The sequence below is a fragment of the Neobacillus sp. CF12 genome (assembly GCF_030348765.1).
Lineage (GTDB): Bacteria > Bacillota > Bacilli > Bacillales > Cytobacillaceae > Neobacillus.
Map to the genome: position 1 here is coordinate 5,082,307 of NZ_JAUCEU010000007.1, position 15,508 is coordinate 5,097,814.

A 15,508-nucleotide genomic window follows, 5' to 3' on the forward strand; every position below is an offset into this window, starting at 1 on the left:
CAGGGGGAAAACCTAACATAGGGGTGGGAAAGATGGAAGAAATTCAAATTATTACGCCAGAAGAATTAAAGAAAAAGCTCGAGCAGGGGGAAAAACTTGAGCTTGTTGATGTTAGGGAAGATGAAGAGGTAGCCCAAGGAATGATACCTGGGGCAAAGCATATTCGTATGGGGGAAATTCCAGCTAACCTTGATTATTTTGACAAAGAAAAAGAATATATCTTTATTTGCCGATCCAGTCGTAGAAGTGAAAATGTTTGCTACTATCTAAAGGACCAAGGATACAAGGTTCGTAATATGATTGGCGGCATGCTTGAATGGTCAGGCGATACAAAATAAACGATTCCAATGCGGAATCGTTTTTTTATGCCCTTTATTTTTAATTTTCTGAAAAAGTGGTAATAATGAAATTAAAAACAGAAAGGAAGAATCATATGATTCAAGTAAAGTTGTTTGACCGAGAGCATGAAAAGGATTTAGAAAAGGAAATGAACCGCTTTTTAAAGGGACTTGATGAAAAGAAATTGCTAGATATAAAATACAATGTAGCCGCATTGCCAGAGGATGAAGAGGAAGATCAAATCTATTGTTTTTCAGCGATGATTATTTACAAGGCCTGACGAATAATCAGGCCTGATATTGTTTTTTAGCAGTAAGTGCAGCATTGGTCCCAGCGAGTCTGCCTGTAACTAATGCGGATGTGATATTATACCCGCCTGTATACCCATGGACATCAAGAATTTCACCGCAAAAATAGAGACCTTCCATTAATTTCGACCCCATTGTTTGCGGTTCAATTTCTTTTACAGAAACGCCGCCGCCCGTTACGAATGCTTTTTCCAGTGGCAGGGTGCCATTTACTTTAATCAAGAATTGTTTGCAACTTTTCACAAAGGTACGAATTTTTTCATTTGAAATCGTTGCCCCCTGTTCGGAAGGATCAATGTCATTCTGTTCAAGCAAGAACATAAGATATCGTTCAGGTACCAGTCCTTTTAAGGTGTTTTTAATGCTTTTTTTCGGCTCGCTTTTTACCAACTTCACAATTTCCTGAAAAAACTCTTCTTCCTTTTTATCAGGTATGACATCTAAACTCATCGTAACCTCAGCTAATTTCCATTTTTTCATCGCCTTAACCACAAATTGACTGCAACGAAGGACTGCTGGTCCACTAAGACCAAAATGGGTAAAAATCATATCCATCTTGTGAGTTATGATTGCTTTTCCTTTCGGGTTCAAAACACTAAGTTCGATTTCCCTTAATGACAGACCTTGGAGCGATTTATTTTTGATAAAAGGTTCATTAGAGGTGACAGGCACCTCAGTAGGGAATAGTTCGGTAATCGTGTGACCGGCTTTCTTTGCCCAGGCATAACCGTCACCGGTTGATCCTGTATGGGGGACAGATTTACCGCCTACCGCTATCACAACCGATTTTGCTTGAATTTCTGTTCCATTTTTTAAAATTACCGAAGATACATGTCCGTCTTGATAATCAATATCCGCAACAGGGCTGTTCGTGTATACTTTCACTTTAAGCTTTTCTAATTGATATAATAGGGCATCTACAACAGATTGTGCTTTATTGGATACAGGGAACATCCGGCCATGATCCTCTTCCTTTAACTCTATTCCTAACTTTTCAAAAAACTTAATAATATCTTCATTACTAAAAATAGAAAAGGCACTGTATAAAAATTTCCCGTTACCAGGCAAGTGCTTGATAATTTCCTCAACAGGGAGGCGATTCGTAACATTACAGCGCCCGCCTCCAGAAATGGCAAGTTTCCTGCCAAGCTTGTCTCCTTTATCAATTAACAGGACTTTTAATCCCTTCTCGCCAGCAGCAATCGCAGCCATTAAACCTGAAGGACCGCCTCCAATAACAACAACATCGTAATTCATACTTCCACCAACTTTATGTATATTCATTATTCCATTATAAACATCCTTATTGAAAAGAAAACGAAAAGTCCAACCAATTTTACGAAATTTAGCACGGCTGTTAGTAGCATCCCGGCAAAAAGAGATGTAAACTACTAATAGTGTGCAAAAAGGCTAAACTTTGCTCACATGCGCACAAACTTTTTCTTCACTAGGAAGGGATTCTTATTTTATGTCGTCTAAGCTAATAAGAGGAACATTTATTTTAACATTGGGTACCATTATATCCAAGATTCTTGGCTTACTATATGTCATACCCTTTTATCAGATTGTAGGTTCAGAAGGAACGGCGTTGTATCAATATTCATACATACCCTATACGATCTTTATAAGTATTGCCACGGCCGGTGTGCCGCTTGCTGTTTCAAAATTCATTTCAAAGTATAATGCACTCGAAGAATATGCAGTGGGCCGTAGATTGTTTAAATCGGGACTTATCATGATGCTTTTGACGGGTATTGCTTCGTTTTTAATTCTATACCTGTCGGCGCCGCTTATAGCTGACATGATTATCAGTAAAAAAGACGATGTCGGCTCAAGAGCACAGGATATAATAACAGTTATCCGTGCAGTAAGCTTTGCCTTGATTGTTATTCCATTCATGAGTTTAATCAGAGGATTCTTTCAAGGACATCAATCGATGGGACCGTCAGCTGTATCCCAAGTAGTGGAACAGATTGTACGAATTGCCTTCACGCTCGCAGGAGCCTTTATTGTCATCAATTTTTTAAATGGAAGTATTGTAACAGCTGTAAGTGTGGCGACCTTTGCTGCATTTGTAGGGGCCATAGGAAGTCTGGTGGTTTTATTTTGGTATTGGTATAAGCGGAAACCATATTTAGACCAGCTGCTCCAGCATGATAGAGGGGAAGCAGAGGTTTCGTTAACAGAAATTTATAAGGAAATCCTTGTCTATGCGGCTCCCTTTGTATTTGTTGGGCTTGCCAACCCCTTATTTCAAGCGATTGATCAAGTTACCTTTTTACGGGCAATGCAGGGAATTGGTCACAGTTATAAGGCAGCAGAAGCAGCATTCTCCATTCTAAATTTTGAATCTCATAAAATCGTAATCATCCCTGTTTCTCTTGCAACAGGATTCTCGTTAGCTCTTGTTCCAAGTATCACAAAGGCATTTGTGGAAAGTGATCGGAAAGCGTTAAAACTGCAGTTAAATCAAACCTTTCAGGTGCTTTTGTTCCTGACACTGCCTGCCGCAATTGGGCTTTCTCTATTAGCGGAGCCAATCTATACTGTATTTTATGAGCATAAGGAGCTTGGATTTGAAGTTCTTAAAGCCTATGCCCCAGTCGGCATTCTATTTTCACTGTTTCTAGTCACTAGTTCAATTCTGCAGGGAATCAATGAACAACGCTGGACAGTGTTAAGCTTGTTAGTTGGATTACTGATTAAATTGTCGATTAATATTCCTCTAATAACTATGTTTGAAACCAGAGGCGCAGTGTACGCTACAGCACTTGGGTACATCGGAGCCATATTGATTCAATTACTTGTTATAAAAAATTATGCAAAATATCCATTCTTATTTGTTTGGAGAAGAAGCTTGTTGATTGTTATTTTCGCTGGAATTATGTGGGCTGGGACCGAAATTGTTTATCAGTTGCTTTTGTTATTCTTAACTCCGGCCTCTAAATTTCAGTCGCTTTTAATTATTTTCGTTTGTGCAGGTATTGGAGCGGTAATCTATTTTTACTTCGGATTAAAATCAGGACTTGTAAACAGACTATTTGGTGACAGGGTGGACCGTATTAAACGGAAATTAAGATTGACGAATTAGGCTCCTAAAAAAGAAGGAGGATTTCCTTGAGAATTGATAAAATGTTAGCCAATCTTGGCTATGGCAGCCGAAAAGAAGTGAAACAGCTTCTAAAAAGCGGTGCAGTTAAAATCGATGATATAATCGTAAAAGATGCAAAACAGCATGTAGATACAAACAAACAAACTGTTACATTAAATGGTGAAGTTATTGAATACAAAGAGTTTATCTATTTAATGATGAACAAACCTCAAGGAGTTTTATCAGCTACCGAGGACAGTGTAGCAGAAACAGTAATTGACTTGTTAGAACTCGAAGACCAAGTATATGAGCCATTCCCAGTTGGAAGGCTGGACAAGGATACAGAAGGTTTATTGCTTATTACAAATGATGGCCAATTAGCCCACAAGCTGTTATCACCAAAAAAACATGTTCCAAAGACTTATTTTGCTGTGATAGACCAGGAAGTAACGGATGAAGACGTAAAGGCATTTGCAGAGGGAGTTATCCTTGATGATGGATACGAAACAAAACCTGGTGAGTTGAAAATTTTAAAGTCTGGCATTCGCTCTGATATTGAACTAACGATTACTGAGGGAAAGTTCCATCAAGTGAAAAGAATGTTTGAGGCTGTTGGAAAAAAGGTCATATACTTGAAGCGGATTTCGATGGGACCATTGCCACTAGATGAAACACTAGAACACGGGGAATATCGTGAGTTAACAGAGGAAGAAGTAAATATGCTTAAAGAGTATCAAGTCATATAAAAATACCCAAAAAACGAAAAGGACAAGGCGCTGGCCTTGTCCTTTTTATGCTTGTAGGAAAGAAGTTAACATCCAATTATGCTTGCTAAGTTTTTCAATTAATTCAGTGAACATATCACTTGTTACCTCATCATTCACCTGTGCTGCTGCAACTTTACCCTCTTTTAATTCGGAGATAAGCTGTGAGAAGTCATTTACAACATGTAAAACCATTTCTTCTGCTGTTAGATCCTCGGATGTTTCCACAATCGTTGCGTATTGGATGTATTCTTTTAACGTTGAAATTGGCTTTCCACCTGCAATTAATAAACGTTCTGCCAATTCATCTATGGTACCTGCAGCTTCTTCATATAGTTCTTCAAATTTAGCATGTAAGGTAAAAAAGTGAGGTCCTTTTACATACCAGTGGAAACGATGGAGTTTTGTGTATAGTACATTCCAGTTTGCGAGTTGTTGATTCATCACTTGTTCTAGTGTCAATGTTTGTGTCATTGTGCATTCCTCCTAAATTCTTATCTGTTTTAATTATAACATATATTAATTGAAAGTAAATATTAAATTATAATTATTATAAATAAGGAAAATTGGAATATCCTTTTTAAAAGGCTGTGTTAAAGCTAAATGTTGATATCTGCACTCGTTGATTTGTGCGGAAGGCACGAAGACTCCTCGAAAATGCTATCGCATTTTCTTCGTGCGTGGGCAAACTCGAAGATGAAAATCAGTGTCCTGCAGGAGTACGGAGCAGGTGAGACCCCACAGGCGCTTGCGCCGAGGAGGCTCGCCGCAACGCCTGCGGAAAGCGAAGTGCCCCGTGACAGGCAAAGACCGCCTGTCCCTGCGATGACTATTCCAAGGAGCATTCCTTAGTGGAGCGTAAATCAACAGACAAATTTAACACAGCCTTTTAAAAAATAAGTAACAATTAATGAAAATGGGTAATCTAAAAATATTTACTACACTGTCTGTGCGTTCTGAGAAAATAAAAGGGGGAAGTATCATGAAACTTTCACACAAAGAGACCATTGAACTACATGGTTTTAATAACTTGACCAAATCCTTGAGTTTTAATATGTACGATATATGTTATACCCGATCAAGAGAAGAGCGTGAGGCTTATTTAAAGTATATTGATGAGCAATATAGTGCCGAAAGATTACAAAAGATATTAACACATGTCTCTGAAATTATTGGTGCACATGTATTAAATGTAGCGAGTCAGGATTTTGAACCTGCTGGAGCAAGTGTTACACTTCTTGTCTCAGAGGGCCCTGTTGAGAATGCTCCTTCAGAACACTTTGAGGAGTCACCAGGACCGCTGCCAGAATCGGTCGTCATACAATTAGATAAAAGCCACATTACGGTACATACTTACCCTGAATACCATCCCGATGAGGGAATTAGTACATTCAGGGCCGACATTGATGTATCAACCTGTGGAGAAATTTCACCGCTAAAAGCTTTGCACTATCTTATTCGTTCCTTTGAAACAGACGTTATGACAATTGATTATCGTGTCCGTGGTTTTACAAGAGATAAGGATGGATATAAATTATTCATTGACCATGAAATCAGCTCGATACAAAATTATATTCCTGAGGACGTTGGCGAACTGTTCGACATGATTGATGTAAATGTATATCAAGAAAATATTTTTCACACAAAATGTAAACTTCGGGAATTTGATTTAAACAACTATTTATTTGGCTATAAAAAAGAAACATTACATCCAGAAGATCTGATCGAAATTACCGAGAGAATCAAGCTGGAAATGGATGAAATTTTTTATGGCAAAAACATTGTGCAATAAATGACGGTATTACTCATCGCTTTAATATGTCGAATAATAGCCAAAAAGAAAGCACGCAGCAGCCTTACGAAAAAGTAAGGCTGCTTTTTCGCATTAATGGTGTAAAATGTATTCAAAGGAAATTTTTTAGTAGGAGAAAATTATGTTTTTAAAAAAAGTTACTTTATTAAAAGAAAAGATTCCAGCCATTAACCACTATCCCTTTTCCATCCCCTCAATAGCTAGTCTCAATGAGATGAAATTAGAAAGTAACGTTACCTTTTTTGTTGGAGAAAATGGATCAGGTAAATCAACTTTATTAGAAGCAATAGCGGACAAATGTGATTTTAATACAGCAGGCGGCGGTAGAAATAATTCTTATGATGTTTATGAAACAGATTCCGAACTTAGTGAGTACATTAGACTCTCCTGGATGCCAAAAATAACAAATGGTTTTTTCTTAAGAGCAGAATCGTTTTATCATTTTGCTACCCATATTGATGAAGTGGATGAGAATGGATTTAAAGATTATGGTGGTAAATCGTTATTACAACAATCACATGGAGAATCCTTTTTGTCGTTATTTTTAAATCGGTTTAATGGTGAAGCCATTTATCTTTTAGATGAACCTGAGGCGGCATTATCTCCTGCAAGACAATTAACACTTTTAAAAATTATCCATGACCTTGAAACACAGGGTGATGCCCAATTCATCATTGCCACTCATTCTCCTATTCTATTGGGTTATCCAGATGCAGACATCTATAGCTTTGACCACGGTAAAATTTCAAAGATAGACTATGAAGAGACAGACCACTACACGATTACTAAATATTTTCTCGAGAATCGAAAAAGATTTCTATATGAGCTATTTAAAGAGGAGGAATAAAAAAGAAGTGATTCCGATGAAACGGATATCACTTCTTTTTTGCTATAAATGATAGGAATACCAGCATTCCTACGATAACAATGGAAACAGTTGAGCCAATTAAATTGTTAGGACTTAAAATAAACCCAATAAAGATTAAACTTAATGCTACGATAGCGATGATGGTCGTGAATGGAAACCATTTAACCTGAAAAGAAGGTTTAGCCTTATAGTGTGATCTAAGCTTTAAATGTGCAGAACAAATCCCTATCCAAACCAACATAATCGTGAATCCAGGAATGGTCATGAGGTAACTAATAATATTACTAGGACTAATATAAGCTAAAAATACACCAACTAATAGACATAGTGTTGTAATCATAAGTCCGATAATTGGAATTCCATTTTTTGAGGTTTTCATCAAACTTTCTGGTGCAACTCCGCTTTTTGCCATTGAAAAAAGCGTTCTTGAGGTTGCATAGATACCTGAGTTGGCTGCTGAAAGTACAGCCGTTAATAAAATAAAGTTCATCACATGTGCGGCGCCTGGGAGACCTGTTAGATTGAAAACTTGTACGAACGGACTATCTTGACCTGTGACTTGATTCCAAGGCATAATACCGCAAATAATTAGGATTGGGAAGATATAAAAGATAATAACTCGCCATACTGCACCCTTAATGATACTTGGCATGACTCGCTCAGCATCCTTAGTTTCGGTTACGGCCACTCCAATTAACTCAGCACCGCCATATGAAAACATAACAACTAAAAAGGCACTAAGCATACCGCTAACTCCATGTGGGAAAAAACCGCCATGTGCGGTATAGTTGGCCAGAGGCTCCTCAATATTGCTTGGAAAAATACCAAATATAATAAGAGCTCCTAAAATAATAAAGGCAACTAGTGCGACTATTTTAATTCCAGCAAACCAAAACTCGAGCTCTCCGTAATATTTTACAGGGAATAAATTAATCGCAATGATGACTACTGCACAAAGAAGACTAAGCAGCCATAGTGGAATAGAAGGATACCAAAATTGCAGAAAACTTCCCGCAGCTAATAATTCAACTGTAATAACAATGATCCAGTTAATCCAATATAGCCAGCCGGTAATAAACGATAATTTAAATCCAAATGCTCGATAAAGAAGTAACTGCACGTTGTGATTTGGAAACGCAATAGCCATTTCACCTAAAGCAGCCATTACGATAAATAACAACAGCCCGCCAATTAAGTAGGTAAAGATCACACTAGGTCCAGCGATATTTAATGTATCAGAACTTCCTTTAAAAATTCCTGTACCAATCATGCCGGCTAATGCAATAAACTGGACATGTCTCGGCAGTAATCCTTTTTTTAGATCTTGATGATTATTTTCCATGATGCTCCTGCCTTTTTCATTAGTTTCTACTATCTTGCTTAAACGCTTTTAAGTGCTAAAGTATTATACTAATATATCATAATATAATAGATATTCAACCTTATTTTAAAAATAAAAGCAATCAAGCACGCGAGATTTTCGCGTGCTTGATTGCTCAAGTGTTTATTCATATTTTAAGAAGACATTTTTACTTTCTTTTGTGTTGTTGTCCATTTTCCGCGGCTTGGGCTTATTACCAAGTCATTATAGGCTAAAACATTTAAATCTCGTTGTATGGTGCGAGGAGTGATACCAAATTCCTCTACAAGTTCTTGCGTCGTGACTGTGCCTTTATTACGAATAAACATGTAGATGCATTTGATGCGGTTTAACATCCGGTTAGTCGAAGGTTTCAAAAAACCACTCCCTATCCTTTTTTCAAACCTATGGCTTAATCCCTCTACCGACAGCCTCTTTGATTAGTATGTAATTTTCTTTTCCGCAGACAACTCCTTTTATTAATAGATAGTTGCAGTGGATACCCTGTTGACTTAGGTTTATTGTACCCATAATTTCTGAAAATTTCCACCATTAGTGAATATTTTACATAAAAATCATCTCTTCTTAACATTCATTGTTCGGTTTTCCTTCACCCTTTCTTGATTCTTACTCTAGTCTATGGGTGTAAATGTTAAGTTTATGACAAATTAATTGAATTTTTTGTAAATTTATCTAAGAACAAAGAAGTCTAACCTAAAATGGAAATTATTTCGTTTTTATTGTGAATATTGTTAAGATATTTGCATGGAGATAAATAAAAAAATCTGGGTAATAGGAGGTCTAGCAATTGACAAATATTAATTGGATGAATGAAGTAGAAAAAAGAAAAGACGACCTTATTAAGGACACACAGAGTTTATTACATATTAAGAGTCTTTTAGACGAAGAAAATACTTTTCTAGATGCACCACTTGGGAAAGGTGTGAAAGAAGCATTAGATTTTATGCTCGACTTAGGGGAGAAAGATGGGTTTAGACCAAAGAATGTGGGGAATTTAGCAGGACATCTAGAATATGGCGAAGGTGAAGAGTTATTAGGTATCCTCGTACATGTTGATGTAGTTCCTGAAGGTGATGGCTGGACAAGCGATCCCTTTGCTGCTGAAATCCGTGATGGAAAAATATTTGCTCGGGGTGCCATTGATGACAAGGGTCCAACCATAGCCGCCTACTATGCGATGAAAATAGTAAAAGAACTTGGACTGCCTATGAACAAGCGTGTGCGGATGATCATAGGTACAGATGAAGAAAGTGATTGGCGTTGTGTGGAGCACTACTTTAAAGAGGAGGAAATGCCGACCTTGGGATTTGCTCCTGATGCAGACTTTCCAATCATTAATGCCGAAAAGGGAATCGCAGATTTTGATATGGTGCAAAAAAATTCCTATGATGAAACGGCAGAAACAAATATCCAAGTTCTTAGTTTTACTTCCGGAAAAAGATACAATATGGTTCCAGACCATGCCAAGGCTACTTTACACATAAAGGTCAATCAAATGGGCGTGGTACAGAGATTTACTGATTTCATGAAACGATATGAAGTAGAAAACAGTTCATATGTTGAAAACGGAGAATTAATCCTGGAAGTGAAAGGAGTTTCGGCTCACGGAATGGAGCCGAGAAAAGGAAAAAATGCGGGATTATTTTTAGCAGAATTTCTTTCTAAATTAGAATTAAACGCATCGGCTTCAGGGTATTTCAAATTCGTTTCTCGTTATTTCTATAATGATTCTAGAGGCGTGAACCTAGGGGTTGCATATGCTGATGACATTTCAGGAGAATTAACCATTAACCCTGGAAAGTTTTCTTATTCTATTAAAAATGGTGGCAGCATTGGGATGACCTGCAGATATCCTGTTACAAATAATATGGCAGACACAAAAGAAAAGCTGGATGAACTTCTGCAAAATGAAGGTTTTGAGATTGGAAAGTTTAAAGATACAAAACCTCACCATGTGGACGAGAGTGAATTCTTGATTCAAACCCTAAAAAAAGTTTATGAAGAACAGACAGGTGAAAAAGCAGAATTGATTGCGATTGGAGGAGGAACGTACGCCCGCTCCTTAAAAGCCGGTGTGGCGTTTGGTCCTTTATTTCCAGGGAGACCTGATATTGCCCATCAAAAAGATGAATACATTGATATCGATGATTTATTGAAGGCAACAGCCATCTATGCACAAGCAATTTATGAATTGGCTCAATAAAAGCAACCAAAAAAGGGGGACGAAAGAATGGAATTTGCTTTACTAAATGGGGACATCATTCAGCGGTCAGAAGCCAAGGTTGATGTGGAAGATCGTGGGTACCAGTTTGGAGATGGTGTTTACGAAGTAATACGTATCTATAATGGAAAAATGTTTACGGTTGAGCAACACCTGGAAAGATTCTTCAAAAGTGCAGAAAGTATTGCCATTTCATTCCCTTATACAAAACCACAATTAAAGGAAATGCTGGAAGAACTTCTAGTCAAAAACAATCTTGCAACGGGAACTATTTATATGCAGGTTACTAGAGGAATTGCGCCCCGAAACCATGTATTTCCTACCGGCAAGGTAACACCAACACTTTTAGCTTATACGATTAAGGCTGAAAGACCTCTCGAGAACATGAAATCAGGAGTAAAGACGATTTTGACGGAGGATATTCGCTGGCTTCGCTGTGATATCAAAAGCTTAAATTTACTGCCCAATCTTTTAGCTAAACAAAAAGCAAGTGAGCAAGGCTGTTTCGAGGCTATTCAGCACCGTGGTCAAGATGTTACGGAAGGAAGTTTGTCTAATGTCTTTATCGTGAAAAATGGAGAGGTTATAACCCATGAATCCAACCACTTGATCTTAAAAGGCATCACAAAAGATGTTATTTTGAAACTTTGTTCAAAAAATCATATCCCTGTTCAGGAACGAACTTTTACATTAACGGAACTTAATGAAGCAGAGGAAGTATTCTTATCAAGCTCAATATCCGAAGTAATGCCGATAATTGAAATAGATGGGAAAAAAGTTAATGCAGGAATTCCTGGACCATTGACCTTAAAACTGCAGAATTTGTTTGAAAAGGAAATTGAGAAACAATGTGGTGTACTTGTGGGGAAGATTATTTAGCAAAAGGAACGTGCAGCAGATGAAAATTCTGGTGCACGTTTTCTTTTGTAATAAGCGGTAAATTACATACAAGTTGTAAAAAATAGTCTAAAATAAGAAAAGGAATGATAAAAATGAATCAGCAAACACATTTTTTCTTTGCCGTTAAAATACCGGAAGAAACAAAGTACATCATGAAAAAGCAAAGTGAAAAGTTAAAAGAAATACTCCCCTTTAAACGTTGGGTCCATCATGAAGACCTGCATATAACATTGGCTTTCCTAGGCAATGCACCTTTTGAAAAGCTATCGATTGCAGAAGATAATGTTCATGAAGCTCTAAGGAAAGTAAAGGGATTTCAATTAGAAATGATCAAACTGGGGATTTTTGGGAAGATGGAATCGCCTCGCATTTTCTGGGTGGATACGAAAGAAAGTAACGACTTACAGACAGTTAGAAAAAAAGTATTCACATCCTGCTTAGAAGCAGGTTTCCAACTCGAAACAAGGCCCTTTAAACCTCATATTACCCTTGCCCGAAAGTGGACAGGAGATCAACCCTTTCATAAAAATCTTTTAGATGTATGGAATGAGTTTCAGCCGGAGCCATTAGCATTTAAGGTGAATGAGGTAGTGTTATACCAAACACATCTTGATAAGACACCGAAATATGAGGCAATAAAAATATTCCAGTTAGAATAGTGAAATATAATAGGGCAAAGGTTGGTTGTATGGGACAAATCTATTTTATTATTAATCCAAAAGCTCGGAATGGTTATTGTATAAATGTTTGGAAAAAGGTTGAAGCGAGACTTAAGGAAGATAAGATTTCTTACTTCGCTTTCTTTACAGAATACCATGGTCATGCAATCAAATTAGCAGCTCAAATTGCACAGAAGAATGATAATCAAAAGGTCATTATTGCAGTTGGCGGCGATGGGACCATAAGCGAAGTTATGAATGGGATGGTAGAATATAAAAATATTACGCTTGGATTCATTCCAGGAGGATCTGGAAATGACTTCTCGAGAGGATTTCAAATTCCTGCAAATCCAGAAGAAGCGATATCTGTGATTCTCCGTCTTATAAAAAAGGATGCGCCTTTAATTGATATTGGCAAAGTCACCATGAAGGATGATTCAGATCATTACTTTATTAATAATATGGGGGCAGGGTTTGACGCATTTGTTTCCTTTGAAGTAAACCGTTCGGAAATGAAGGGATGGCTTAATAAACTATATTTAGGCCGATTGGTTTACGTGTATTTTTTACTAAAAAAACTCTTTTCTTATAAATGCTCCACAATTGATTTATCAATTGACGGCAGGAGGCATATACTTGAACAAACATGGTTTGTAACTGTTTCCAATCAACCCTATTATGGGGGGGGCATGATGATTGCACCTGATGCAGTCCCAGATGATGGTCTCTTAGATATTACAGTTGTCCACAGGTTAACAAGGTTAAAACTCTTATTGGTTTTTATTAGCGTATTTTGGGGTAAGCATGTCCATTTCAAAGAGGTGAAGACATTTAAGGGTCGAATGATTGCCATTCAATCACAGTCCTCATTGTATGTCCATGCTGATGGTGAAGATATTGGATACACTCCATTAAATATTCAAGTTCAAACAAATACACTAAAAGTGTTAACGAGAAGGAGAAGTATGCGAGAAACTGATCTGAAAGAGAGGGACTCGAATGAACTCCAATGAACGAAATTTCTTAGCCTATTTAGATGAGATGGATATCATTACGATACTTCTTCCACTTTCCTATCATCAGGGGTTATCTTCCACTTTCTCAATTATCGATGAATCACAAAAGGTTACACCCTTACAAATTATTAAAAAACAGCACATTGAAAATAATAATAAATATATTTGTCGACTTGCTGAGGAAATTCTATTTGGTCATCCTTATTGGATTGTAGATGAACATGGAGGAAAAACCGATCTTCAAATAGGTGCAGTCATTCGGACTACTCCTTTTGATGACCGCTTTTACTATGAGGGAAGTGACCTGGGAGTTTGTATTAAGGAACAACAAACACAATTTAAACTGTGGGCTCCCACCGCTACCCAAGTAAAATTAAAATTACGCAAGCCAAATAGTTCTTTTTCTGAAATCATCAAAATGAGACGAGAAGAAAAAGGGGTTTGGGCAACGGTTGTTCATTCAGATTTAGAACTTTATCAATATACTTTCTTACTTCTCGTAAACCAAGAATGGAGAGAATCAGTAGATCCTTATGCCGTTGCAGTCACAGCAAATGGCGAACTAGGTGTTATTGTTAAATTAGAGAAAACGAGCAGACAGAAACCACTATTACCTTCTTTTGAAAATCCAGTTGACGCCATCATTTATGAAACACATATTAGGGATTTCACCATCCATGAAAATAGCGGTGTAAAACATAAAGGACTCTATCTTGGTGCAGGTGAGCCTTATACGAAAGGGAAGGACGGAGAACCCACTGGTATCTCCTATCTAAAGGATTTAGGTATTACTCATATTGAATTTCTGCCTTTCAATGATTTTGCGGGTGTAGATGAATTAGAGCCTGCTAGAGAGTATAACTGGGGATACAATCCTATTCACTTTAATGTACCGGAGGGTTCTTATTCAACGAATCCTTCCGACCCCTATGCAAGAATCATTGAGCTGAAGCAATTAATTGAGAATATTCATCGTCAAGGAATAAGAGTGATTATGGATGTGGTATATAATCATGTCTTTATTAGGGAAACTTCGTCGTTTGAAAAGGTAGTTCCGGGTTATTATTTTCGCCATAATGAGCTTGGCTTTCCATCTAATGGGACGGGAGTCGGAAATGATATTGCCTCTGAGAGGAAAATGGTGAGGAAATTTATCCTTGATTCCATTCGTTTTTGGATGGAAGAATATCATGTTGATGGCTTTCGTTTTGACTTAATGGGGATTTTAGATATTGAGACAATGAATGAAGTTAGGAAGACCTGTGACAGTATTCAAGAGGGAACCCTGGTTATAGGAGAAGGATGGAACCTTAATACTCCACTTCCAATAGACAAAAAAGCAATCATTCGCAATCAATCGAAGTTTCCTGACATTGCCCAATTTAATGATAAGTTTCGCGATATGATAAAAGGGAGTACTTTTTATCTCTATGATAAAGGTTATGTTCTTGGAAACGACCATTACTACGATGGAGCAATCGAAGTCATTACTGGCAGCATAGGATTAGATAAAACGGAGAGCGGTCATTTCACTGATCCTTCTCAGTCCGTCAATTATGTTGAATGTCATGATAACCACACCATGTGGGATAAACTCTTATCTTGTCTTCCAGATGCAGATGAATTACTGCGAATAAAATATCACCGGCTTGCAACCGCTCTTGTACTAGTATCTCAGGGGATTCCATTTCTACACAGTGGTCAGGAGTTCTTCAGAACCAAGCATGGAGATGGAAACAGCTATAAATCACCCGATTCTATTAACCAGCTTGATTGGAATCGAAAGCAGACATATTCTGACAATGTTAAATACATCAAAGGATTGATAGAAGTCCGTAAAAAATTTCCTTGTTTTCGTATGAAAACAGGTAAGGAGATTCGCGACAATATTCAGGTTTTACCGCTAGCTAATCCACTCATTGGTTATTGCTTGAAGAATCAAAGTCACGATTTCCGTGAGGTTCTTTTACTCATTAATCCTTTAAAGACTAGACAATCTATTCAAATTCCTCCTGGCAGTTGGTCGGTGATTGCCAATGATAAAAAAGTGGAAATTTATTCCACGCAAAGTGTTTCCGGTAAAGAAATGATGTTAGAACCAGTTTGTTTAAATATTTTAGCAAAAAAATAGTTTACTCAGATTTACTT

General features: G+C 37.4%; 15 protein-coding genes. 11 read left to right on the forward strand and 4 right to left on the reverse strand.

What is annotated here, in order from left to right:
• Window positions 1-32: 32 nt before the first annotated feature.
• Together QUG14_RS24255 and QUG14_RS24260 are read left to right on the forward strand one after the other, a co-directional pair.
• The gene (locus QUG14_RS24255) at window positions 33-338 is read left to right on the forward strand and encodes a rhodanese-like domain-containing protein (RefSeq protein ID WP_289343007.1); all 306 of its coding nucleotides are present in this window, start codon (window positions 33-35) and stop codon (window positions 336-338) included.
• A gap of 95 nt (window positions 339-433) precedes the next feature.
• Complete coding sequence (locus QUG14_RS24260; RefSeq protein WP_289343008.1) at window positions 434-619, forward strand: sporulation protein Cse60; 186 nt, start codon at window positions 434-436, stop codon at window positions 617-619.
• Between the two features lie 7 nt (window positions 620-626).
• Here the strand turns inward: QUG14_RS24260 and QUG14_RS24265 are convergent, their stop codons facing one another.
• Window positions 627-1,904, reverse strand: coding sequence for a BaiN/RdsA family NAD(P)/FAD-dependent oxidoreductase (locus tag QUG14_RS24265; protein WP_289344224.1), 1,278 nt, complete (start codon window positions 1,902-1,904; stop codon window positions 627-629).
• Window positions 1,905-2,115: 211 nt separating this feature from the next.
• Between QUG14_RS24265 and QUG14_RS24270 the strand changes: the two genes are divergently transcribed.
• The gene (locus QUG14_RS24270; protein ID WP_289343010.1) at window positions 2,116-3,738 is read left to right on the forward strand and encodes a putative polysaccharide biosynthesis protein; all 1,623 of its coding nucleotides are present in this window, start codon (window positions 2,116-2,118) and stop codon (window positions 3,736-3,738) included.
• A 26-nt stretch (window positions 3,739-3,764) separates the two neighbouring features.
• Window positions 3,765-4,484 carry a pseudouridine synthase gene (locus QUG14_RS24275; protein ID WP_289343012.1) on the forward strand — a complete coding sequence of 240 codons (720 nt, stop codon included), beginning with the start codon at window positions 3,765-3,767 and terminating at the stop codon, window positions 4,482-4,484.
• Between the two features lie 45 nt (window positions 4,485-4,529).
• Here the strand turns inward: QUG14_RS24275 and QUG14_RS24280 are convergent, their stop codons facing one another.
• Window positions 4,530-4,976 carry a Dps family protein gene (locus tag QUG14_RS24280; protein ID WP_289343014.1) on the reverse strand — a complete coding sequence of 149 codons (447 nt, stop codon included), beginning with the start codon at window positions 4,974-4,976 and terminating at the stop codon, window positions 4,530-4,532.
• Window positions 4,977-5,484: 508 nt separating this feature from the next.
• On the opposite strand from QUG14_RS24280, the gene speD reads away from it, so the two are divergent.
• Both speD and QUG14_RS24290 read left to right on the forward strand, forming a co-directional pair.
• On the forward strand, window positions 5,485-6,294 hold the full coding sequence (gene speD, locus QUG14_RS24285) for an adenosylmethionine decarboxylase (RefSeq protein ID WP_289343016.1): 810 nt from the start codon (window positions 5,485-5,487) through the stop codon (window positions 6,292-6,294).
• 142 nt (window positions 6,295-6,436) lie between these two features.
• Window positions 6,437-7,162 carry an AAA family ATPase gene (locus tag QUG14_RS24290; protein ID WP_289343017.1) on the forward strand — a complete coding sequence of 242 codons (726 nt, stop codon included), beginning with the start codon at window positions 6,437-6,439 and terminating at the stop codon, window positions 7,160-7,162.
• Window positions 7,163-7,190: 28 nt separating this feature from the next.
• On the opposite strand, the gene QUG14_RS24295 is transcribed toward QUG14_RS24290, so the two are convergent.
• Together QUG14_RS24295 and QUG14_RS24300 are read right to left on the reverse strand one after the other, a co-directional pair.
• Window positions 7,191-8,525 (reverse strand): amino acid permease, encoded by a 1,335-nt coding sequence (locus QUG14_RS24295; protein ID WP_289343018.1) that lies wholly within the window; start codon window positions 8,523-8,525, stop codon window positions 7,191-7,193.
• A gap of 173 nt (window positions 8,526-8,698) precedes the next feature.
• The gene (locus QUG14_RS24300) at window positions 8,699-8,920 is read right to left on the reverse strand and encodes a DeoR family transcriptional regulator (protein ID WP_063252171.1); all 222 of its coding nucleotides are present in this window, start codon (window positions 8,918-8,920) and stop codon (window positions 8,699-8,701) included.
• A 431-nt stretch (window positions 8,921-9,351) separates the two neighbouring features.
• Between QUG14_RS24300 and pepV the strand changes: the two genes are divergently transcribed.
• The 5 genes from pepV to pulA all read left to right on the forward strand — a co-directional run bounded on the left by pepV (window position 9,352) and on the right by pulA (window position 15,491).
• Complete coding sequence (pepV, locus tag QUG14_RS24305) at window positions 9,352-10,767, forward strand: dipeptidase PepV (protein WP_289343024.1); 1,416 nt, start codon at window positions 9,352-9,354, stop codon at window positions 10,765-10,767.
• A 27-nt stretch (window positions 10,768-10,794) separates the two neighbouring features.
• A complete protein-coding gene (gene dat / locus QUG14_RS24310) occupies window positions 10,795-11,664 on the forward strand; it encodes a D-amino-acid transaminase (RefSeq protein ID WP_289343025.1) in 870 nt (289 codons plus the stop codon).
• Between the two features lie 113 nt (window positions 11,665-11,777).
• Window positions 11,778-12,344 carry an RNA 2',3'-cyclic phosphodiesterase gene (gene thpR, locus QUG14_RS24315; RefSeq protein WP_289343028.1) on the forward strand — a complete coding sequence of 189 codons (567 nt, stop codon included), beginning with the start codon at window positions 11,778-11,780 and terminating at the stop codon, window positions 12,342-12,344.
• A 29-nt stretch (window positions 12,345-12,373) separates the two neighbouring features.
• The gene (locus tag QUG14_RS24320) at window positions 12,374-13,357 is read left to right on the forward strand and encodes a diacylglycerol/lipid kinase family protein (RefSeq protein WP_289343030.1); all 984 of its coding nucleotides are present in this window, start codon (window positions 12,374-12,376) and stop codon (window positions 13,355-13,357) included.
• Window positions 13,344-15,491 (forward strand): type I pullulanase, encoded by a 2,148-nt coding sequence (gene pulA, locus QUG14_RS24325; protein ID WP_289343031.1) that lies wholly within the window; start codon window positions 13,344-13,346, stop codon window positions 15,489-15,491. The genes QUG14_RS24320 and pulA overlap by 14 nt, the downstream gene beginning before the upstream one ends.
• The last annotated feature ends 17 nt before the right edge of the window (window positions 15,492-15,508 follow it).